This is a genomic window from Luteimonas sp. MJ250 (assembly GCF_039548455.1).
Classification (GTDB): Bacteria; Pseudomonadota; Gammaproteobacteria; order Xanthomonadales; family Xanthomonadaceae; genus Luteimonas.
Genome location: NZ_JBCLVB010000011.1, coordinates 512,801 through 533,823 on the forward strand (window position 1 = coordinate 512,801; position 21,023 = coordinate 533,823).

Here is a 21,023-nt window from a genome sequence, read left to right on the forward strand (position 1 = left end):
CCATGACCAGCCCCAGCCGCCGCGACCTCGCCAATGCCATCCGCATCCTCGCCATGGACGCCGTCCAGGCGGCCAACTCCGGCCATCCCGGCATGCCCATGGGCATGGCCGACATCGCCGAAGTGCTGTGGAACGACTATCTGAACCACAATCCGGGCAACCCGAAGTGGTTCAACCGCGACCGCTTCGTGCTGTCCAACGGGCATGGTTCGATGCTGCAGTACGCGCTGCTGCACCTGTCCGGCTACGACCTGTCGCTGGAAGAGCTGAAGCACTTCCGCCAGCTCGGCCACCGCACCCCGGGGCATCCGGAAAACTTCGTCACCGGTGGCGTCGAGACCACCACCGGGCCGCTGGGCCAGGGCTTCGCCAACGCCGTCGGCTTCGCGCTGGCCGAAAAGCTGATGGCGCAGCGCTTCAACCGCCCCGAGCACGCGGTCGTCGACCACCGCACCTGGGCGTTCATGGGCGACGGCTGCCTGATGGAGGGCATCAGCCACGAGGCCGCTTCACTCGCCGGAACCTGGGGCCTGGGCAAGCTGGTCGCGTTCTGGGACGACAACCGCATCTCGATTGACGGCGATACCGCCGGCTGGTTTACCGACGACACTCCCGCGCGCTTCGAGGCCTACGGCTGGCGCGTGATCCGCAACGTCGACGGCCACGATGCGGATTCGATCAAGGCCGCGATCGACAAGGCGATGCAGCACGACGACAAGCCGGTGCTGGTCTGCTGCCGCACCACCATCGGCTTCGGCTCGCCGGCCAAGGCGGGCAAGGAGTCGTCGCACGGTGCGCCGCTGGGCAAGGACGAGATCGCCGCCACGCGCAAGGCGCTGGGCTGGGAACACGGCGACTTCGAGATCCCGCAGGCGATCCGCGACGGCTGGCGCGCGAACAATGCCGGCACCGTGCGCGAGGAGCAGTGGAACCGGATGTTCGACGGTTACGCGCAGCGCCATCCGGAGCTGGCCGCGGAGCTGACCCGCCGTTCGCACGGCGATCTCCCGGACGGCTTTGCCGCCGCCGCGGATGCGTACATCGCCAAGCTGCAGGCCGAGAGCCCCAAGGTTGCCTCGCGCAAGGCCTCGCAGATGGCGATCGAAGCCTTTGCGCCGCTGCTGCCGGAGCTCATCGGCGGTTCGGCCGACCTCGCCGGCTCGAACCTCACCCTGTGGAGCGGCAGCAGGTCGGTGGCCGGTGACGATCCGGACGCCAACTACATCTATTACGGCGTGCGCGAGTTCGCGATGACCGCGATCTCGAACGGTCTTGCGGTGCACGGCGGCTTCATCCCCTACGACGCCACCTTCCTGGTGTTCAGCGACTACGCCCGCAACGCCGTGCGCATGAGCGCGCTGATGGGCGCGCACGCGATCCACGTCTACACCCACGACTCCATCGGCCTGGGCGAGGACGGCCCGACGCACCAGCCGATCGAACACATGGCAAGCCTGCGATACATCCCCGGCAACGACGTCTGGCGCCCCTGCGACGCGGTCGAATCCGCGGTGTGCTGGAAGGCCGCCATCGAACGCGGCAACGGCCCCAGCTGCCTGGTGTTCTCGCGCCAGAACCTTGCGCCGCAGGCGCGCGACGCAGCCCAGGTTGCGGCGATCGCGCGCGGCGGCTACGTGCTGAAGGATTCGGTCGGCGCGCCTGAAATCATCCTGATCGCCACCGGCTCGGAAGTCGGCCTTGCGATGGATGCCGCCGCGCAGCTCGGCGACACCGTGCGCGTGGTGTCCATGCCCTCCAGCGATGTCTTCGATCGCCAGGACGCGGCCTGGCGCGAATCGGTGCTGCCGAATGCCTGCCGCAAGCGCGTCGCCGTGGAAGCCGGCGTGTCCGACTTCTGGCGCAAGTACGTGGGCCTGGACGGCGCCGTGATCGGCATCGACCGCTTCGGTGCCAGCGCGCCGGCCGAGGTGCTGTTCCCGCACTTCGGCTTCACCGTCGAGGCGGTGGTCGCCGCCGCGCGCGCGCTGTAAGGCGCGCGGGGAGCACGGCGACATGGCACAGCGTGAGTGGGTGGCGCGCGCCATCCACACCATCGAGGCCGACTTCAACCGGTCGGCCGACACCCACCTGATCCCGATGCCGCTGCCCGGCTATCCGGGCATCGATGTCTACCTGAAGGACGAGTCCAGCCACCCCACCGGCAGCCTGAAGCACCGGCTGGCGCGCTCACTGTTCCTGTACGCGCTGGCCAACGGCTGGCTGCGCGAAGGGCGGCCGGTGGTCGAAGCGTCCAGCGGTTCGACCGCGGTCTCGGAAGCGTATTTCGCGCGCCTGCTGGGCCTGCCCTTCATCGCCGTGATCCCCGCCTCGACCTCGCCGGAGAAGATCGCCGCGATCGAGTTCCACGGCGGCCGCTGCCGACTGGTCGACACCGCCTGCGGCCTGGACGCCGAGTCGCACCGCGTGGCGCAGGACACCGGCGGTCATTTCATGGACCAGTTCACCTACGCCGAGCGCGCCACCGACTGGCGCGCGAACAACAACATCGCCGAGTCGATCTTCCGCCAGATGGCCGAAGAGCCGCACCCGGTGCCGGCCTGGATCGTGTGCAGCCCGGGCACCGGTGGCACCGCGGCCACGCTTGGCCGCTACGCGCGCTACCGCCGCCACGACACGCGCGTGCTGTGCGCGGACCCGCAGGAGTCGGTGTTCCACCGGGCCTACCACGCAGCGCTGGCCGACGAGCCCTGGCGCGAGTTCACCCACCCCTGCGGCTCGCGGGTGGAAGGCATCGGCCGGCCGCGCGTGGAGGCGAGTTTCATCCCAAGCTGCATCGACGGCATGGTCAAGGTGCCCGATGCGCTGGCGCTGGCCGGAATGCGCCACGTCAGCGCCACGCTGGGCCGGCGCGTGGGCGGCTCCACCGGCACCAACTTCGTCGGCGTGCTGCACGCGGCGCGGCGCATGCGCGAGGAAGGCCGCGACGGTTCGATCGTCACCATCCTCTGCGACGCCGGCGACCGCTACGCGCACAGCTACTACGCGCCGGCCTGGTACGCGGCCAACGGCATCGACACGGAGCATTCCGACGCCGCGATCGCCGCCGCTGTAGCGGGTGGCGGCCTCGAAGGCCTGGATCCCCTCGGCGAAGCCTGAGCGGTATCGGCTCGCCGGAGCCAGGCCTGCTCCGCTCGCCGAACCCGCACCTGCAGGAGCAGCTACAGCTGCGACCCCTTCACCGCGCCAGCGCCGGAAAGCCATCGCGACGGTCCGGCACCCGGCACTTGACATCACAAACATTTACGCCTGTAATCGATCTTGATGTTTACAGGTGTAATCGATATGTCGATCAGCGATGCCGAAGCCGTGGTGATGGAAATCCTCTGGAGCGAGCACCCGCTCGCCGCCGAAGACGTGGTGGCGCGCCTGTCCGGGCAAAGCGACTGGGCCGAGCCGACCATCAAGACCCTGCTCAACCGCCTGCTGAAGAAGGGCGCGGTGCGAGCCGAGCGCGACGGCCGGCGCTACCTCTACTCGCCGGTGCTGGGCCGGGAGGCATGGGTCGCGCAGCAGAGCGAGGGCGTGCTCGACCGCCTGTTTGGAGGCCGCGTGGCACCGCTGGTGGCGCACTTCAGCGAGCGCGGCAAGCTCAGCCAGACCGATATCGATGAGCTGCGCCGGCTGGTCGAGGAGCTTGATGATGGGCGCTGACACGCTCTTGCGATGGCTCGTCGACGGCAGCCTGGCCGCCACGGCGGCCGTCCTGCTGGTGCTGGCGCTGCGGCGCCCGGTGCGCCGCGCCTTTGGTGTTCGCGTGGCGTACGGGGCATGGGCGCTGGTGCCGCTGTCGCTGTTCGCGGCCGCGCTGCCGCGGCCCGGCGTGGGCCAGGGGCTGGCTCCGGACCTGGTGTCCCTGCATCCGGGCGTGCTGGTAGTGGCTTCGGCGGATCCGTCGCGGGCCATGGCCGGGGTCCACGGCATCGACTGGGCGCTGGTGCTGGTCGCTGCATGGCTGTCCGGCGCGGTGCTGGCGGCATGGCGGGCGGCGCGCCAGCAGCGGCGCTTCGTTGCCGGTCTGGGCCCGCTGGAGCGCGATGCCGCAGGCCATTGGCGCGGCGAGCGCGTACATGGCCCCGCGGTGGTGGGCGCGCTGCGACCGCGCATCGTGCTGCCGGTCGACTTCGAGGCATGCCACGCGGCGGCGGAGGCCGCGCTGGTCATCGCCCACGAGCGCGCCCATCTGGCGCGCGGCGATACCCGCGCCAACCTGGCGGCCGTGGCGCTGCGCTGCCTGCAGTGGTTCAACCCGCTCATGCACCTGGCCGAGCGGAGCTTCCGCCTCGACCAGGAACTGGCCTGCGACGCCACCGTGCTTGCGCGCCATCCCCACGCCCGCCGCCGCTACGCGGACGCGATGTTGAACGTGCAGCTGGCCGTCCCTGGACTGCCGGTCGGCTGCCATTGGCAGTCCAGCCAATCCCTGAAGGAGCGAATCCTCATGTTGAAGCGACCACAACCCGGCTCCAGCCGTCGACGCACCGGCCTCGTGGCCCTGGGCCTCGTCCTGTCGGCCTGCAGCTACGCGGCCTGGGCCGTACGCCCGGCGGCGGCCCCCGACGCCGCGCCGCCACCGCCACCGCCGCAGCCCGCCATCGCGCAGGCACCCGTACCGCCGGTCGCGCCGCCAGCGCCCCCGGCGGCCGCCCGGCCCGCCGATGCACCATCGCCGCCAGCGCCCCCGGCGCCGGCCCGGCCCGCCGCTGCACCGCCGCCTCCACCGCCTGCAGCCCCGGCCATGCCGCCGCCGCGCTACCCGGCCGATGCCGTCGCGGCGGGGCAAGGCGGTCGTGTGGTGCTGAAACTGCTGGTCGACACCGGGGGCCGCGTCAAGGATGTCGTGGTGGAGCAGTCGGAGCCGGCGGGCGTGTTCGATGCCGCCACCGTGGAAGCCGCCAGGAAGTGGAGGCTGCAGCCGGCGCTCCAGGACGGCAGGCCCGTGGAGGGCTGGGTGCGTGTCCCGGTCGATTTCGAAGCGCCGGACCCCGTCCCCGGGCCCGTGGACGAGGAGGTCGGCTGGATGCAGATGGACGTGGGGGGCGAAAGCCCGCTGAGGGAGCTGGTCTGCGACAGGCTGGTCATGCAGGACGCCGGGTCATCCAGCGTGCACTGCGGCGTGGCCGCGACCGGATCGCCCGGGCGCTGAGGCGCGCGTCAGTCAAGCCGGTGCACGGCCTCGGCCAGCCGGCGGACCTCGTCGGGATGGTGGCTGACGTAGAGCATCGGCAGCCGCACCTCGTCACGGACCCGCTGCAGGTACGGAATCAGCTCCTCGCGGCGCGCCTGGTCGAGCGCGGACAGCGGCTCGTCGAACAGCAGGATCGCCGGCTGTGACAGCAGGGCGCGGCCGATGGCCACGCGCTGCGCCTCGCCGCCGGAGAGGTTCGCGGTCCGCCGTGGCAGCAGCGATTCGATGCCGAGCAGGGTGACTACGGCGTCGAGTTCGAAGCGCCTGCCGGTTCCCGCCATCGCGTGGCGGCCGTAAAGCAGGTTGCCGCGCACGTCGAGGTGCGGGAACAGCCGCGCATCCTGGAACACGTAGCCCACGCGGCGCCGATGCACGGGCAGGTTGATCCGGCGCGCGCTGTCGAACAGCACGCGGCCGTCGACCTCGATGCGCCCGGCACGCGGCGTGACCAGCCCGGCGATGGCATTGAGCACCGTGGTCTTGCCCGAGCCGGATGGCCCGACCAGCGCGACCACGCGCGCGCCGTCCTCGATCCGCAGATGGCGCTGGAAACGGCCGCGGCGCAGCTCGATGTCCAGGCTCAGCATCGGCCGGCTTCCTGCCCTGTATCGGGCGCTGCGGCCGCAGCGCTCCGGCGTGGCTGTCGAAGGCAGTGCCCGGAAGCCAGGCATGGGCTGCTCATGCCTCATCCCCATCGTCGCGACGCCCGTGCTGCCGCTGCACCAGCCATTCCGAGGCCAGCAGCGCCAGCAGCGAGATCGCCACCGCCACCACCGCCATCCGCCAGATTCCCAGCTCGCCGCCGGGGACCTGCATCAGCTCGTAGATGGCCGACGAGATGGTCTGGGTCTCGCCCGGGATGTTGGACACGAAGGTGATCGTGGCGCCGAACTCGCCCAGCGCCTTGGCAAACGCCAGCACGCCGCCGGCGACAATGCCCGGCCAGGCCAGGGGCAGGGTGATGGTGGCGAAGACGCGCCAGGGGCTGGCGCCAAGGGTGGCGGCGGCATGCTCCAGGCGGCGGTCGACCGACTCGATCGACAGCCGGATCGCGCGCACCATCAGCGGGAAACCCATGATCGCGCTGGCCAGCGCCGCGCCGGTCCAGCGGAACGCGAACGTGATCCCGAAGTGCTCGGCCAGGAAGGCGCCGACCGCACCCTGGCTGCCGAAGACCACCAGCAGGGCATAGCCGACCACCACCGGCGGCAGCACCAGCGGCAGGTGCACCAGCGCGTCGAGCAGCGCCTTGCCCGGGAAGCGCCGGCGTGCCAGCAGCCAGGCGAGCGCGATCCCGGCTGGCAGGCTGGCCAGCGCGGCGACACAGGCCACCTTCAGGCTGAGTGCGATCGCTGCGAGTTCGGCGGGGCTGAAGTCGGGCATTGCGTGGTCGGCGTTCCGGCTCGGCGCTTCAGCGCAGGCTGAAGCCGTGGCGGGCGAAGATCGCGCGCGCTTCTGCATCCTGCAGCCAGCGCACGAAGCTGGCTGCGTGCGGATGCCGGCTCGCGGTCACGCGCGCCGCCGGATAGACGATCTCCGGATGCGACCGGGACGGGAACGTGGCCAGCACGCGCACCCGCGGTTCGGCCTGTGCGTCGCTGGCGTAGACCACGCCCAGCGGCGCCTCGCTCCGTGCCACCAGCATCAGCGCCGCGCGCACGTTCTCGACGCCGGCCACGCGTGGCTCAAGCGCCTCCCACATGCCCAGGGATTCGAAGCCGGCCCTGGCGTACTTGCCGGCCGGCACGCTGTCGACCATGCCCAGCGCGATGCGCCCGCGTTCACCCAGCAGCGGACGCAGGTCCAGGCCCTGCTGCAGCTTGACCACGGTTGGACCCGATGCCGCGGGCGCCACCAGCACCAGGGTGTTGCCGAGCAGCTCGCTGCGGGTCCCGGCGTCGACCAGGCCCTTGCCCTGCAGCTCGTCCATCCATTCGAGGTCGGCGGAGACGAAGACGTCCGCCGGCGCGCCCTGCGCGACCTGCCGCGCGAGCGCGGAGCTGGCGGCATAGGACACCCGCACCTGCTGCCCGGTGGCGGCGGCGTACGCGTCGGCGGCTTCGTCCATCGACTCCTTGAGGCTGGCCGCGGCGAACACGGTCAGCGGCCCGTCGGCCGCGTGCGCGGAGGGTGCAGCGCACAGTGCGGCAGCGGCGGCGAGCCCGCAAAGGGCGATCATGGCGCGTCGGGACATCAACATCGTCGGGGATCCAAAGGGTGTCCAGCGGGACGTCGAGATAGCGGATGCCGTTACCCCTGCGGTTCGGGCAGGGCACCGGCGCTGCCGGTGCCGGCATGGTGGAACGGGTGGACGACGGTCGCGGCGGTCACGGGACGTTCTTGGGCCGCGCCAGGGCGTAGTTGAGCATCATCGCCAGGCGATAGCCGGCTTCGCGCAGCCGGCGTTCGGCCAGCGGCAGCTGCGCGTCGAGGAAGGCCTCGTCGATCACGTGCGTGCCCTCGGCCGGATAGAGATCGCCGGACTCCACCAGGCGGCAGGATTCAAGCGCCCATTCCAGGGTTGGGCGGTCGGAGGCCAGGGTCGGGTCGTCGGGCAGGGGCTGCAGCAGCAGTTCGGTGGCGTAGGCCTCCGCCCCCAGCGCGCGGCGCTCGATGATGGTGCCGTCCCAGATGCGGTGCATGTTGCTGCCTTCACCGTCCAGGTTCACCTGGTAGTCGTTGCCGCCCTTGTCGTCGCGCATGCTGGCGTGCATCGGCTGGTGCAGGTCGCCGATGAGGTGCACGACCCACTTCAGCGCAGCGGTGCGCGAGGCGTCGTCCTTGTCGCGGTTGGCCAGGACGCCGAACATCAGGTTGGCCTGGGTAACCACGCAGTTGTTGCCCGGACAGTCCTTCGGCGGCTCGAAACCGCAGCGGCCATCGAAGTTGATGTAGTGCCACTTGGCCGTGCGTTTGGCGACTACGGGGTCGGTGTCGCGCAGTTCGTCGGCCCAGGTGGAGATGCCGGCCAGGGTCGGGTCGGGCTCGGCGGCGAGCAGGCGGTCGACCTCGGCGCGGGCCGCGGGCGTGAGGCCGGCCTCGGCGATGCGGGCGACGATGCGGTGGCCTTCGGCGCTCCAGGCCAGGGCGTCGCCGGCGAACAGGGCGCCGGCAAGCGCGAGGAGGGAGAGGTATCGATGCATTCGGGGGACTCGGTTCGGGTGCATGCGGCGATTCTAGCCGCATGCACCCGCCGAGCCCGCCGGGGCGGATCAGAAGCGCATGACGTAGGCGGCGCCGTAGACCAGCGGGTCGATCTTCGCGCTGCCCAGCTTCACGCCGTCGAGGCTGACGTCGCTGTCGATGTCCATCCAGCGCACGTCGACGCGGATCGCGCCCTTTTCGCCGAGCTTGAAGTCGACGCCGGCGTGCAGCGCCAGGCCGAAGGAGTCGTCAAGCTCGAGCTTCGAACCCGCAAGCGCGCCGCGGGCGTCTTCGCTGAAAAAGGTGGTGTAGTTCAGGCCCACGCCCAGCAGCGGCGAGATCGTGCCCTGGCCGTTGAAGTGGTACTGCAGGCTGACGGTCGGCGGCAGGTGCTTGGTGCTGCCCACGCGGCCGAGGCCGTCGATGCTGATGTCGTGCTGGAACGGCAGTGCGGCCAGCACTTCCAGGCCCAGGTTGTCGCGCACGAAATACTCGACGGCGATGGTCGGGCGCGTGCTGGAGCCGATGTCCAGCGGCAGGGTGCCGGCGGCAAGCTTGCCGTTGTCGGAATCCGGGTTGACCTGGTGCGCGCCGACGGCGACGGTCCAGTCGCCGGCGGACTGTGCGAAGGCGGCCGGGGCGGCGAGGGTGCCGGCGACGGCAAGGGCGAGCAGCGGAAGGGAGAGGGAGCGGATGTTGCGGGCCATCGAGGCACCTGTTCTCTGTGGAGGATGCCGCCATGGTCCGCTGTCCCATACGGCGCCGCATTGATCGTGGTCAAGTCCGGGGCCGGACCCGTCCGGGCCTGCTAAAATAGGCGTTCTGCGTGTTCCACCCATCCCTGCCGCGGCGCGCGGCACTACGGAGTCAGCATTCCATGGCGATCAAGGTAGGCATCAACGGTTTCGGCCGCATCGGGCGCAACGTCCTGCGTTCGGCGGTGGAGAATTTCGGCAGCGACATCGAGATCGTGGCCATCAACGACCTGCTTGAGCCGGACTACCTGGCCTACATGCTGAAGTACGACTCCGTGCACGGTCGCTTCGACGGCCAAGTGTCGGTCGACGGCGACACCCTGGTGGTCAACGGCAAGCGCATCCGCCTGACCCAGGAGCGCGACCCGGCCAATCTCAAGTGGGACGAAGTCGGCGCCGAGGTGGTGATCGAGTCCACCGGCCTGTTCCTCGACAAGGCGAGCGCGCAGAAGCACCTGGATGCGGGCGCGAAGAAGGTGATTCTGTCGGCGCCGTCGAAGGACGACACGCCGATGTTCGTCTACGGCGTGAACCACGAAAAGTATGCCGGCGAGGCGATCGTCTCCAACGCCTCGTGCACCACCAACTGCCTGGCGCCGCTGGCCAAGGTGCTGCACGACAAATGGGGCATCAAGCGCGGCTTGATGACCACGGTGCACGCCGCGACCGCCAGCCAGAAGGTGGTTGACGGCCCGTCCAACAAGGACTGGCGCGGTGGCCGCGGCATCCTCGAGAACATCATTCCGTCGAGCACCGGCGCGGCCAAGGCCGTGGGCAAGGTGATCCCGGAGCTCAACGGCAAGCTCACCGGCATGTCGTTCCGGATCCCGACCTCGGATGTCTCGGTGGTCGACCTGACCGTCGAGCTGGAGAAGGGTGCGAGCTACGAAGAGATCAAGGCCGAGATGAAGGCGCAGTCGGAAGGCGCGCTGAAGGGCATCCTCGGCTACACCGAGGACAAGGTGGTGGCCACCGATTTCCGCGGCGACACCCGCACCTCGATCTTCGACGCCGAAGCCGGCATCCAGCTCGACGACACCTTCGTCAAGCTGGTGGCCTGGTACGACAACGAGTGGGGCTATTCCACCAAGTGCCTGGAGCTGGCCCGCGTGGTGGCGGCGAAGTAAGCGCGCAACGCCAAGGCAATATCCGAAGCCCCGCCCAGTGCGGGGCTTCTTTCTGGTTCTTCTCTGCCTCGCGGAAGGTATAGAAGGCGTGCGCTCCGTTGGGGCGTGCGCCGCCCGCCGCGGACGCAGGGGGGGATGCCCAGCCGGAATATGCGCTTCCTGCTCCCAGTTCCGGGCGCCGGCCATCCATGGCCGGCTCTGGGCATCCCCCCCTGCATCCGCGGCGGGCTCGACCTGTTTCGCGATCTGGTGGAGGGCAAGGTCGCAACGTCGAGGTCGAGCCGGTCGGTTCGTAACCACCAGGACCTTCCAGTCGCGACGCTCTTGACCTCCGTCCCGAAGCCAAAGAAGACCGGAGCCCGTCCCGCGTACAGGGGGTGTGCGGAGAGCCGGCCATGGATGGCCGGCGCCCGGCGCTGGGAGCAGGACGCGGAGACGCCGGCGCAGCACACCCCCTGTGCGCGGGACGGGCAGCGCACACCCACAACGGAGCGTTAGGGAGTACACCTCCTGCGCGGGACGGGCAGCGCGCACGACAACGGAGTCGTCGGTTAATGTTCCGGCCGGGGCCGCGGATGCGGCGGAGGCGGGATCCGGGGAATGGAATCGATGCTCATGCTGTTGGCGCTCGCCGTATTGGCGCTGCCCGTGCTGCTGGTCGTGGTGCTTGTGGCGCTCGGCAACCTGAAGCGGCGCGTCGGCGAACTGGAAGGCGAGCTGGGGCGACTACGCGCGGGGGAATGGACGGAGCTGGCTGCGCAAGGCGCGTCGGCACGGCGCGGAGCCGCGGCTGGCGCGCCCGCAGCAGCCGCCAGGCCCGCGGAGCCGCCGCTGCGCGGGTCGACCCCGGCCCACGCCGACGCTGCGCGATCGACCGCTGAACCGGCGGCTGTCGCGGCGTCGAGGCCGCCCGCCGCGCCGGCACGCGCCATGCCGCCGCCGCCGCGCATCGAACCGGTTCCCGGAACGGCACGGCCCGTGCCCGGATCTCCGCCCGCGCTGGATCGTCTGGCCACGATGGCCAGGCGCTGGTTCACCGAAGGCAACGTGCCGGTGAAGGTCGGCATGCTGGTGCTGCTGGCCGGCGTGGCGGCGCTGCTCAAGTACGCCAGCGACCAGGGCTGGCTGACGCTGCCCATCGGCATGCGCCTGGCGGCCATTGCGCTGGCGGCACTGGCCGCGCTGGCGTTCGCGTGGCGCAAGCGTGAAAGCCACCGCAGCTTCGCGCTGGCGGTGCAGGGCGGTGCGATCGGCGTGCTGCTGCTGGTGGTGTTCGCCGCGTTCAAGCTCCATGGAATGCTGCCGGCGGGCGCCGCGTTCGCGCTCAGCGTGGGACTGGTGACGGCGCTGGGCGTGCTGGCGGTGCTGCAGGGGTCGCGCACGATGGCGGTGCTCGGCATCCTGGCCGGCTTCCTGGCGCCGATCTGGCTGTCCACCGGCAGCGGCAACCACGTGGTGCTGTTTTCGTACTACGCGCTGCTCAACGCCGCGATCTTCGCGATCGCCTGGCTGCGCCCGTGGCGCGAACTCAACCTGCTGGGCTGGGTATTCACCTGGGGCATCGGCGTGGCCTGGGGCGTGCTTGCCTACGACCCGGGCAAATACGCCAGCACGCAGCCGTTCCTGCTGCTGTTTTTCGCCTTCTACCTGCTGCTGCCGATCCTCTACGCGCGCAAGCGTGCGCCCGGCCGGCGCGACGTGGTCGACGGCTGCATGCTGTTCGGCACGCCGCTGGTGGCGTTCAGCCTGCAGGCGGCGCTGCTTGAAGGCGAGCGCATGCCCCTGGCGATCTGTGCGCTCGGGCTGGCGGCGCTCTATGCCGCGTTCGCGTTGTGGCAGCGGCGCGGCGCGCATCCAGTGCTCGGCGAATCCTACGTGCTGCTCGCAGCGGGCTTTGCCACGTTGGCGGTACCGCTGGCGCTCTCGGCACGTGCGACGGCGGCGGTGTTCGCGATCGAAGGCGCGGCGCTGGTCTGGCTGGGCCTGCGCCAGCAACGTCGGCTGCCGCAATGGGCCGGTGCCGGTCTCCAGATCGCAGCGGCAGTGGCGTTTTCCATCGGCGTGGCCGACCTGCCCCGGCCTGCGACTGCGCTCGCCAATCCGGTGTTCACCGGCGCCCTGCTGCTGGCGCTGGCCGGCTTCGCCAGCGCGTGGTGGTATCGCGGCGTCGGGCGATCACCGGCCGCGGCGGCGTTCTATTGCTGGGGCCTGGCCTGGTGGTGCGGCAACGTGCTGCACGAAGTGGGCGCGCATGTCGCGTACGCGCTGCGCGCCGACGCGCTGCTGGCTGCATCGGCGGTGACCGCCGTACTGGCGGCGCTGGTGCATCGTCGTCGTCCTGCGACGGCGCTGGCGCTGACCGTGCTCGGCACCTTCGTGCTGGCGGCCCCGCTGGCACTCGCCCAGCTCGGGATTCGTGGCCAACCGCTTGCAGGCTGGGGCGCGGCGGCCTGGCTGCTCTTTGCCGCCTGCGGGGTGCAGAGTCTGGTGAGCCTGCGTGGAGATGGCGGACGCTTTGCAATCTGGGCGCAGTTCGCCTGGTGGCTGCTGTGGCCGCTGGTGCTTTCGCTGGCGGCGGGTGAGTGGGCGCGTGCGCAGGCCTTGGGCGGCGGCTGGCAGCTGGCGCTGCCCGCCCTGCCATGGCTGGTGCTGGCGGCGCTGCTGCAGTTCCGCTGGCGCTGGCTGCGGCAGCCGCTGGGTGCGGGTTTCGATGCATCGCGCGGCGCGCTGATCGGCGTGTCCCTGGCCGTGGTGGGCCTGGGCTGGCTGCGCGCCCTGCGCGATGCCGGCGACAGTGCGCCGCTGCCCTGGCTGCCACTGCTCAACCCGCTCGATCTTGCCCAGCTCGTGGCGCTGGGGCTGTTCGCATGCTGGCTTTGGTCGGCGCTGGCGCCGGTGGAGTTCGCGCGGCGGCGAATCGCCGCAGTGTCGGCGGCCGGCTTCGTGCTGGCGACCTGCGTGACCCTGCGCGCGGTGCATCACTGGGGCGGTGCGCCCTGGGGCGAGGGGCTGTGGTCAAGCAGCCTGGCGCACACCGCGCTCACCGTGGTCTGGAGCGTGCTCGGGGTCGGCGGCTGGATCGCGGGATCGCGGCGCGGCCAGCGCACGCTGTGGCTGGCGGGCGCGGTGCTGATGGCGCTGGTGCTGGCCAAGCTGGTGCTGGTCGATCGCCAGCACCTGGGCAACCTGCTGGGCATCGGCTCGTTCATGGCTTACGGCCTGCTGTGCACGCTGGTCGGCTGGTTCGCGCCGGCGCCGCCGCGCGCAGGCGCCGACCCGGACGCTGCCGCGGCGGAGGCTCCGGCAGGCGTCTGAGCAACCCGGGCAGGGACACCCAGCGTCGTGGGTTCCGCCGCGGGACGGGCGCTCAGGCGTCGCAGTCTTCCGGGCCGCATGCGCCGCCGTCGGCACCGCTGCCGGCGGCGGGCGTCGGCGCCAGCTTCCGCAGCGCTTCCGCAAGTGCTTCCGGAGGATGCGCGCCCTGGATGCCGTGTTCGCCATCGATCACGAAGGTCGGCACCGCGCGGATGCCCATCGCCTGCGCGCGACCCAGCGCGGCCCTGACCTCGGCCACACCCTCGTCGGAAGCCAGCATCGCGCGCACGCGTGCTTCCGCCAGGCCGCCTTCGGCGCCGACCGCGACCAGCACCTCGGGATCGGCCAGGTTGCGGCCTTCGGCGAAGTGCGCGCGGAACAGGGCCTCGCCGACGGCGTCGGCATCGCCCTCGCGCGCGGCCAGCCACATGAGGCGGTGGCCGGGCAGGGTGGTGACGCGCACCTGGCCGCGGTCGAAGTCCATCGGCAGGCCTTCTGCGCGCGCGGTGGCCTCGGTCTGCGCCAGCAGCTCCGTGGCCCGGGCCTCGCCGCCGAACTTGGCCGCATAGGCTTCGCGCAGCGGAACCGGCGTCGCGTCGGCTTCCGGTTCAAGCAGGAACGGATGCCAGTGCACCTCGACGGCGGGCACCTCGTCGCCCAGCAGCGCGAGCGCGCGCCGCAGGCGGTGCTTGCCGATCCAGCACCAGGGACAGACCAGATCGGACCAGATGTCGATGCGCATGGGGTTCACCTCTGCGGTTTGCGTTCGTGGACCACGCGGGTGCCGGCGGCGCGGTCGTGCCAGGTCAGGCGGTCGCGGTCGAACCAGGCCCACCAGAAGCCCAGGCCCGCCGCCGCCACCGACAGCGTGGCCACGGCGTAGCGGCGCCGGAGCATCGGCCACGAGGGTGCGGAGCCGTCGGCGGCGACCACGCGCAGCCGCCAGGGCCGCATGCCCAGGGTCTGGCCGCCGCGGCGCCAGCTGGCCGTGGCGTAGGCACCGGTCACCGCCCAGCAGCACAGCCACAGCAGCCACTGCAGCAGGCTCCAGGGCGCGATGTTCTCGCGGGTTCCGTGCCCGGCCAGGGTGTAACCGAGCGCAAACAGGAAACCGAGCAGGAACCACAGCGACAGCACCGGAAGCAGGTCGTACAGCATCGCCAGCAGGCGCTTGCCGATGTGCGCGCCGGCTCGCGCAGGGCCGGCGTCGGCCTTCGGGACGGGATCGTGCGGGGCGGCCTGGGTCATCGCCACAGGATAGCCGCCGCCATGCCCGCACCGCTAAGCTGGCGTTGATGTCCGCGTCCACGCCCGCCGAGCGCCGAACGCGCGCGATGCGGCTGCCGCCGCTGCGCGATGCGGATGCGCGCGCCATCGATGCCTTCATCGATGCCTGGTGGGCCGAATCCGGCGCCGCCCGGCAGACCCTGGACAGCTATCGCCGCGACCTTGGCGGTTTCGCGCGCTGGCGCGACCGCGGCGACATCGCCGATGCCGGCCGCGGCGATCTCTTCGACTACCTGGCGTGGCGCAGCCATGGCGGCTGGTCGCCGCGCAGCAACGCACGCCTGCTTTCGGCCCTGCGCGCCTTCTATCGCTGGCGCCTGCGTCAGGGCCTGCGCGCGGACGATCCCACCGCGTTGCTGGAGCCGCCGAAGCTGCCGCGGCTGCTGCCAAAGGCCTTGGCCGAGGGCGAGATCGACCGCTTGCTGGCCGCGCCGGACGTGGGCGGTGCCGACGGCCTGCGCGACCGCGCCATGCTCGAGCTGATGTACGCCTGCGGCCTGCGGGTGAGCGAACTGGTGGGGATCGCGGCCAACGGCGTCAACCTGCGCCAGGGCGTGCTGCGGGTGTCGGGCAAGGGCGGCAGGGACCGGGTAGTGCCCCTGGGCGAGGAGGCGCGGCACTGGCTGGAGCGCTACCTGGCCGATGCGCGCCCGGTGCTCGCCGGCGGCCGCGCGATCCCGGTCGACGACAGCGGCGAGGCACCCCTGTTCATCGGCCGCCGCCTGGCGCCGCCCAGCCGCCAGGCGTTCTGGGCCACGGTGAAACGCCACGCGGCAGCCGCCGGCATCGACCCGGCTCGCGTGAGCCCGCATGGCCTGCGCCACAGCTTCGCCACCCACCTGCTCAACCACGGCGCCGACCTGCGCTCGCTGCAGATGCTGCTGGGCCACAGTTCGCTCTCCACCACCCAGATCTACACCCTGGTCGCGCGCGAGCAGCTCAAGCGGCTGCACGCGAAGCACCATCCGCGCGCCTGAGGCCCGCGAAGCCTGGCCGACGCGCGCCTGTCGGCCTGCCTGAAAGCCGGCGCAACGCGAAGCCGCCGCCGGGCCATCGGCGCGGGGACGCGTGCGAGAATGACCGGCCAGCCGCCGGACCCCGGGCGGCGCCGTCGAGTCGAGACCGCGAATGAAGTCCTTGCTGCCCCTCCTCCTGTGTGCCGCCAGCCTCACCGCCTGCGCCCAGTCGCCCGGCGATGCCCCGGCAGGCGAAGCGTCGCCGGGCGCGGCCACGGCCGGCGGACAGGGCCTGGCCAGCGCCGCGGCCGGGTCGGCCGAGGAGCGCGCGATCCAGGCGCTGCAGTCGATCAATCCGCGGATCGAGGTCGACCACGTCGGCGCCGCGCCGCTGCCCGGCTTCCGCGAGGCGGTGGTGGGCGGGCAGATGGTCTACATCAGCGACGACGGCCGCTACCTGCTGCAGGGCGCGCTGTTCGACGTCCGCGAAAAGAAGGACCTGAGCCAGGCCGGCATGGCCGAGGTGCGCCGGGAGCTGCTGGCGACCATCCCGGCCTCGGAGCGCATCGTGTTCGCGCCGGCCAATCCCGAGTACACGGTCAGCGTGTTCACCGACGTCGAGTGCGGCTACTGCCAGAAGCTCCATGAGGACATCGAGGAATACAACCGCCTCGGCATCGCCATCGAATACCTGGCCTTCCCGCGCATGGGACCCGCCAGCGAGGACTTCGGCAAGATGGTGTCGGTGTGGTGCGCGGCCGACCGTCCCGCGGCGCTGTCGGCCGCCAAGCAGGGCCGCAAGGTGCCCGCGAGCGATTGCACCAACCCGGTCGCCAGGCACTACGACATCGGCCGCCGCGTGGGCCTGACCGGCACGCCGATGATTGTCACCGCCGACGGCACGCAGATGCCGGGCTACATGCCGCCGGCGGATCTTCGCGCCGCGCTGGACCGGCTGGCCGCGGACGCCGGCGCCACGGTGCCCGCCGCCGCCGTCGAGTCGGCCGCCCCGGGCGTCGCCGGCAGCCGCTGAGCCGCCGGGCCGCACGCCGGCAGCGCCGCGGCTTCGCTACAATGGCCGGCCCGTTCCATCACGGTCCAATCCGGTCATGATCGTCCTCGAAGGCGCTCCCGCGCTGCCGCCGTTCCGGCGCGAACGCCTCCAGGCCCGCCTGCAATCCATCGATCCCGGCATCCGCATCAGCGGCGCCTGGCAAGTGTACTGGGTGCTCGCCGACGCCGGCGCGGCGATCGACCGGCCGGCCCTGCACCGCATCCTCAAGGCCTCCGACGCCGCTGCGCCGGTGGAGCCGGGCGCCACCACGCGCTATGTCTCGCCGCGCCTGGGCACGCTGTCGCCGTGGGCGAGCAAGGCCGCCGAGCTGCTGCGCGGGGCCCGCCTGCCGGTAGCGCGCGTGGAGCGCGGAACCCGGCTCGACATCGTCGGCTGGCCGGCCGATCCCGCCGTCGCCGCCGTGCTGGCACAGGCGCTGCACGACCCGATGACCCAGTCGCTGCTGGCCTCGCACGGGGACGCCGGGGCGCTGTTCACCGTGCCGCCGCGCGGCTCCGTCGAAGTGATCCCGCTGGCCGGCCTGGAAGCCGCCAACCAGCGCCTGGGCCTGGCGCTGGCCGACGACGAGATCGCCTACCTGCGCGAGCGCTACGGCGCGCTGGGCCGCGACCCGCACGACGTCGAGCTGATGATGTTCGCGCAGGCCAACTCCGAGCACTGCCGGCACAAGATCTTCAACGCCTCCTGGACCATCGACGGCGAGGACATGCTGGCCCGGGGCGGGGCCGCCAGCAGTCCGCAGTCGCTGTTCGGGATGATCCGCCACACCCACGCGCAGACCCCGGAACACACGCTTTCGGCCTACAGCGACAACGCCGCGGTGGTCGAAGGCTATCCGGCACGGCGCTTCCAGCCCGACCCGGAAAGTGCCGTGTACCGCGCCGGGCCCGAGCGCGACGGCGCGTTCTGCATCAAGGTCGAGACCCACAACCACCCGACCGCGATCTCGCCCTTCGCGGGCGCCTCCACCGGCGCCGGCGGCGAGATCCGCGACGAGGGCGCCACCGGCCGCGGCGGCAAGCCCAAGGCCGGCCTGGTCGGCTTCAGCGTCTCGCACCTGCGCATTCCTTCGCTGCCGCAGCCCTGGGAGGCGCCGCGCGCGCTGAACCCGCGCATGGCGCCGGCGCTGGAGATCATGACCGAGGGCCCGCTGGGCGCGGCGGCGTTCAACAACGAGTTCGGCCGGCCGAGCCTGACCGGTTATTTCCGCAGCTTCGAACTCGCCGAGAGCGAGCGCCTGGTGCGTGCCTACGACAAGCCGATCATGCTTGCCGGTGGCCTTGGCGCGATCGATCGCGACCAGGTCACGAAGCTCCGGCTGTCGCCGGGCGACGCGGTGGTGGTGCTGGGCGGCCCGGCGATGCTGATCGGCCTGGGCGGCGGTGCGGCAAGCTCGGTGGCCTCGGGCGAAAGCGCCGAAGCGCTCGACTTCGCCAGCGTCCAGCGCGACAACCCGGAAATGGAGCGCCGCTGCCAGGAGGTCCTTGACCGCTGCACGGCGCTGGGCGAAGCCGGTAATCCGATCAAGTGGTGCCACGACGTCGGCGCCGGCGGCCTGTCCAACGCGATCCCGGAGCTGCTGCACGACTCCGGCGTGGGTGGGGTGGTCGACCTTGGCCGCGTGCCCAGCGACGATCCATCGCTGTCGCCGATGCAGCTGTGGTGCAACGAGTCACAGGAGCGCTACGTGCTCGGCATCGCGCCGGAGCGCGTCGAGGAATTCGCGGCACTCTGCAGGCGCGAGCGCTGCCCGTTTGCGGTGGTGGGCTACGCCACCGCCGAGGAGCGGCTGGTGGTCGGTTACGACGTGCTGCCGACGCCGTCCGCGACGGAGCACCTCGAAACCGTGACGGCCGCTGCGGCTATCGAGGGCCCGGGGCAGGGCGCAGGCGATGTCGCCACGCGACCCCTGCTGTCGAGCGGCGTGCTGCCGATCGACCTGCCGATGGACCTGATCTTCGGCAAGCCGCCGAAGATGCACCGCGATACCGCGCGCACCACGCCGCACCGCTGGCCCCAGCTCAACGCCGTCGCCCTGGCCGCCGCCGGCCGCCCGGGCGAGGCCCTGCACGAAGCCGGCCTGCGCGTGCTCGCGCATCCGACGGTGGCCGCCAAGCAGTTCCTGGTCACCATCGGCGACCGCAGCGTAGGCGGCCTGACCGCGCGCGACCAGATGGTCGGGCCGTGGCAGCTGCCGGTGGCCGACTGCGCCATCACCCTGGCCGGCTTCCACGGCCAGTCCGGCGAAGCGATGGCGATCGGCGAACGCAGCCCGCTGGCCCTGATCGACGCCGCCGCCAGCGCGCGCATGGCGGTGGGAGAGGCGATCACCAACCTCTGCGCGGCGCCGGTGGAATCGCTTGCGCGCACCAAGCTGTCCGCCAACTGGATGGCCGCCGCCGGCCACCCCGGCGAGGACGCGCGCCTGTTCGACGCCGTGCACGCGGTCGGCATGGAGCTGTGCCCGGAGATCGAGCTGTCGATCCCGGTCGGCAAGGATTCGCTGTCGATGCAGGCGCAGTGGCAGGCCGACGGCACCGCGCAGGCCTCGGTGTCGCCGGTCTCGCTGGTGGTCACCGCCTTCGCGCCGGTGGCCGACGTGCGCGCCCAGCTCACGCCGCTGCTTGCGCGCGAGCCGGGCACCGAGCTCTGGCTGATCGGCCTGGGCGCCGGCAAGCAGCGCCTGGGCGGCTCGATCCTGTCGCAGGTGCACGGCGCCTTTGGCGGCGCCTGCCCGGATCTCGACGATGCGCAGCGCCTGCGGGCGTTCTTCGAGCTGATCCGCGACGCACGCGAGGCCGGCCTGCTGCTGGCCTACCACGACCGTTCCGACGGCGGCGTCTTCGCCACCCTGTGCGAAATGGCGTTCTGCTCGCGCGTCGGCATGGACATCGACCTCGACACCTGGGGCGACGACCGCACCGAGAACGTGTTCCGCACCCTGTTCAACGAAGAGCTGGGCGCGGTGGTGCAGATCGCCGCCGGCGACCGCGTCGAGTTCGTCGATCTCATCGAGCGCCACGGCCTGGTCGAATGCGCGCAGCGCATCGCCCGTCCCACCACCGCCTCCTCGGTGCGCGTGCTCGACGACGGCGAAGTGGTGGCGGAATGGGCCTGGCAGGACCTGATGGCTGCATGGTGGTCGGTCAGCCACGCCATGCAGCGCCAGCGCGACAACCCCGACTGCGCCGACGCCGAGCGCGACACCGCGCTGCGCTTCGATGCGCCGGGCCTGCAGCCCGATCTCGGCTTCGACCCCGGCGATGACATCGCCGCGCCCTATGTCGCCACCGGTGCGGCGCCGCGGGTCGCGATCCTGCGCGAGCAGGGCGTCAACGGCCAGGTGGAGATGGGCGCAGCGTTCACGCTGGCCGGCTTCGAGGCCGTCGACGTGCACATGAGCGACCTGATCGAAGGCCGCGCGCGGCTGGACGGTTTCGCCGGCCTCGCCGCCTGCGGTGGCTTCAGCTACGGCGACGTGCTGGGCGCCGGCCGCGGCTGGGCGACCTCGATCCTCGAGCGCGACATGCTGCGCGAGATGTTCACGCGCTTTTTCGTCCGTGGCGACAGCTTCGCCCTGGGCGTCTGCAACGGCTGCCAGATGCTGTCGCAGCTCAAGGACATCGTGCCCGGCGCCGCCCACTGGCCCGGCTTCCAGCGCAACCTGAGCGAGCAGTTCGAGGCACGCCTGTCGATGCTGGAGGTGGTGGAATCGCCCTCGCTGTTCCTGCGCGGCATGGCCGGCTCGCGGATCCCGGTGGTGGTGTCGCACGGCGAGGGCCGGGCGGAATTCAGCGACGAAACCGCCCGCGCCGCTGCCCGCGTGGCGCTGCGCTATGTCGACGGCGACGGTCGCCCGGCAACGGCCTATCCCGCCAATCCCAACGGCTCGGATTCCGCCATCGCCGGCCTGACCAGCGACGACGGACGGGTGACGCTGCTGATGCCGCACCCGGAGCGCACCCTGGCCACGGCCAACTTCAGCTGGGCGCCGGCCGGTTGGCCGGAGGCTTCGCCCTGGCTCAGGATGTTCCGGAACGCGCGGGTTTCCGTGGGCTGAGAGCCAGGGCAATCGGGCGTGTTGTGTGCAGGGGGAACTCGCGCACAACAGGCTCGTCGCAATCGCATGACTGCCTGCGCGGTGGCGCGGCCGTTTCT

Annotated in this window: 16 protein-coding genes; 9 read left to right on the plus strand and 7 right to left on the minus strand. The window is 71.6% G+C overall.

From position 1 onward, the window contains the following. The first annotated feature begins 2 nt into the window (after positions 1 to 2). The 4 genes from tkt (at position 3) to WCE37_RS09070 (ending at position 5,164) form a co-directional block, all read left to right on the plus strand. The gene (gene tkt / locus WCE37_RS09055; protein WP_343279061.1) at positions 3 to 1,991 is read left to right on the plus strand and encodes a transketolase; all 1,989 of its coding nucleotides are present in this window, start codon (positions 3 to 5) and stop codon (positions 1,989 to 1,991) included. A gap of 22 nt (positions 1,992 to 2,013) precedes the next feature. Then, positions 2,014 to 3,117, plus strand: a complete 1,104-nt coding sequence (locus WCE37_RS09060; RefSeq protein WP_343279062.1) for a PLP-dependent cysteine synthase family protein — start codon at positions 2,014 to 2,016, stop codon at positions 3,115 to 3,117. A 186-nt stretch (positions 3,118 to 3,303) separates the two neighbouring features. After that, on the plus strand, positions 3,304 to 3,672 hold the full coding sequence (locus tag WCE37_RS09065; protein ID WP_343254692.1) for a BlaI/MecI/CopY family transcriptional regulator: 369 nt from the start codon (positions 3,304 to 3,306) through the stop codon (positions 3,670 to 3,672). Further along, positions 3,662 to 5,164, plus strand: a complete 1,503-nt coding sequence (locus WCE37_RS09070; RefSeq protein ID WP_343279063.1) for a TonB family protein — start codon at positions 3,662 to 3,664, stop codon at positions 5,162 to 5,164. The genes WCE37_RS09065 and WCE37_RS09070 overlap by 11 nt, the downstream gene beginning before the upstream one ends. Before the next feature lie 8 nt (positions 5,165 to 5,172). Here WCE37_RS09070 and modC read toward each other — a convergent pair whose 3' ends face one another. The 5 genes from modC to WCE37_RS09095 all read right to left on the minus strand — a co-directional run bounded on the left by modC (position 5,173) and on the right by WCE37_RS09095 (position 9,057). Then, positions 5,173 to 5,793, minus strand: a complete 621-nt coding sequence (gene modC / locus WCE37_RS09075; protein ID WP_343254690.1) for a molybdenum ABC transporter ATP-binding protein — start codon at positions 5,791 to 5,793, stop codon at positions 5,173 to 5,175. Positions 5,794 to 5,884: 91 nt separating this feature from the next. Beyond that, the gene (gene modB, locus WCE37_RS09080) at positions 5,885 to 6,589 is read right to left on the minus strand and encodes a molybdate ABC transporter permease subunit (protein WP_343254689.1); all 705 of its coding nucleotides are present in this window, start codon (positions 6,587 to 6,589) and stop codon (positions 5,885 to 5,887) included. Positions 6,590 to 6,617: 28 nt separating this feature from the next. Continuing rightward, positions 6,618 to 7,400, minus strand: coding sequence for a molybdate ABC transporter substrate-binding protein (modA, locus tag WCE37_RS09085; protein WP_343279064.1), 783 nt, complete (start codon positions 7,398 to 7,400; stop codon positions 6,618 to 6,620). Positions 7,401 to 7,533: 133 nt separating this feature from the next. Further along, positions 7,534 to 8,349 (minus strand): S1/P1 nuclease, encoded by an 816-nt coding sequence (locus WCE37_RS09090; RefSeq protein ID WP_343279065.1) that lies wholly within the window; start codon positions 8,347 to 8,349, stop codon positions 7,534 to 7,536. A gap of 69 nt (positions 8,350 to 8,418) precedes the next feature. Further along, a complete protein-coding gene (locus tag WCE37_RS09095) occupies positions 8,419 to 9,057 on the minus strand; it encodes an OmpW family outer membrane protein (protein WP_343279066.1) in 639 nt (212 codons plus the stop codon). Between the two features lie 170 nt (positions 9,058 to 9,227). Between WCE37_RS09095 and gap the strand changes: the two genes are divergently transcribed. Both gap and WCE37_RS09105 read left to right on the plus strand, forming a co-directional pair. Continuing rightward, on the plus strand, positions 9,228 to 10,232 hold the full coding sequence (gene gap, locus WCE37_RS09100) for a type I glyceraldehyde-3-phosphate dehydrogenase (RefSeq protein ID WP_343279067.1): 1,005 nt from the start codon (positions 9,228 to 9,230) through the stop codon (positions 10,230 to 10,232). A gap of 600 nt (positions 10,233 to 10,832) precedes the next feature. Continuing rightward, positions 10,833 to 13,547 carry a DUF2339 domain-containing protein gene (locus WCE37_RS09105; protein ID WP_343279068.1) on the plus strand — a complete coding sequence of 905 codons (2,715 nt, stop codon included), beginning with the start codon at positions 10,833 to 10,835 and terminating at the stop codon, positions 13,545 to 13,547. Between the two features lie 52 nt (positions 13,548 to 13,599). Here the strand turns inward: WCE37_RS09105 and WCE37_RS09110 are convergent, their stop codons facing one another. Next, positions 13,600 to 14,289: a DsbA family oxidoreductase gene (locus WCE37_RS09110; RefSeq protein WP_343279069.1), complete on the minus strand. Its 690-nt coding sequence runs from the start codon at positions 14,287 to 14,289 to the stop codon at positions 13,600 to 13,602. Between the two features lie 5 nt (positions 14,290 to 14,294). Beyond that, positions 14,295 to 14,795 (minus strand): RDD family protein, encoded by a 501-nt coding sequence (locus tag WCE37_RS09115; protein WP_343279070.1) that lies wholly within the window; start codon positions 14,793 to 14,795, stop codon positions 14,295 to 14,297. Between the two features lie 47 nt (positions 14,796 to 14,842). Here WCE37_RS09115 and xerD point away from each other — a divergent pair, with 47 nt between their 5' ends. The 3 genes from xerD to purL all read left to right on the plus strand — a co-directional run bounded on the left by xerD (position 14,843) and on the right by purL (position 20,925). After that, a complete protein-coding gene (gene xerD / locus WCE37_RS09120) occupies positions 14,843 to 15,811 on the plus strand; it encodes a site-specific tyrosine recombinase XerD (RefSeq protein ID WP_343279071.1) in 969 nt (322 codons plus the stop codon). 151 nt (positions 15,812 to 15,962) lie between these two features. Then, a complete protein-coding gene (locus WCE37_RS09125; RefSeq protein ID WP_343279072.1) occupies positions 15,963 to 16,823 on the plus strand; it encodes a DsbC family protein in 861 nt (286 codons plus the stop codon). A gap of 76 nt (positions 16,824 to 16,899) precedes the next feature. Continuing rightward, complete coding sequence (gene purL / locus WCE37_RS09130) at positions 16,900 to 20,925, plus strand: phosphoribosylformylglycinamidine synthase (protein ID WP_343279073.1); 4,026 nt, start codon at positions 16,900 to 16,902, stop codon at positions 20,923 to 20,925. The last annotated feature ends 98 nt before the right edge of the window (positions 20,926 to 21,023 follow it).